The organism is Vibrio sp. 2130-1 (assembly GCF_033339515.1).
This window is the reverse complement of sequence record NZ_JAWOUT010000528.1, coordinates 1-579: the sequence shown is the minus strand read 5'-3', so window position 1 is coordinate 579 and position 579 is coordinate 1. Positions and strand designations below refer to the sequence as shown.

The window sequence follows — 579 nt, the reverse complement described above, 5'->3', positions numbered from 1 at the left end:
TGACGAACGACTCTTACGACGACCGCCACTATCACGCTCAGGTTCTACCTCTTCAATTAGACTTGGTTCGAATCCTTCTAGCCATTCTTGAGGCAAACGCTGGTCTAACAACGTTTCGATCGCACGAAGCAGGTATTCTTCATCTCGGCTCATTAATGAAACGGCCAAACCGGATTTACCCGCGCGGCCAGTACGACCAATACGATGTACGTAGTCTTCAGCTTTAAATGGCATATCAAAGTTCACCACTTGTTCAAGCTCTTGAATATCTAGACCGCGAGCCGCCACGTCTGTCGCAATCAGGGCTCGAACTTTACCTTGCTTGAATTCATCAAGTGCACGCTGGCGAGCACCTTGCGATTTATCACCATTAATCGAAACCGCTTTAATACCATCCAGTTTGAGCTCCTTTGCAAGCTCATCGCTACCTTGTTTGGTTTTAGTGAAAACAAGTACTTGTTGCCAGTTTCGTGAACCAATTAAATACGCTAACAATTCACGCTTACGCTTTTTATCAACTGGATACACCATCTGCTTAACCGTTTCTGCCGTTGTATTCGCTGGAGACACTTCCACCTC

1 protein-coding gene is annotated in these 579 nt (G+C 46.1%); it reads right to left on the bottom strand.

Going from position 1 to position 579, the window contains the following annotated elements:
• The coding region (locus R7Q09_RS27215) for a helicase-related protein (protein WP_318144089.1) at window positions 1-579 on the bottom strand (579 nt) is incomplete at both ends.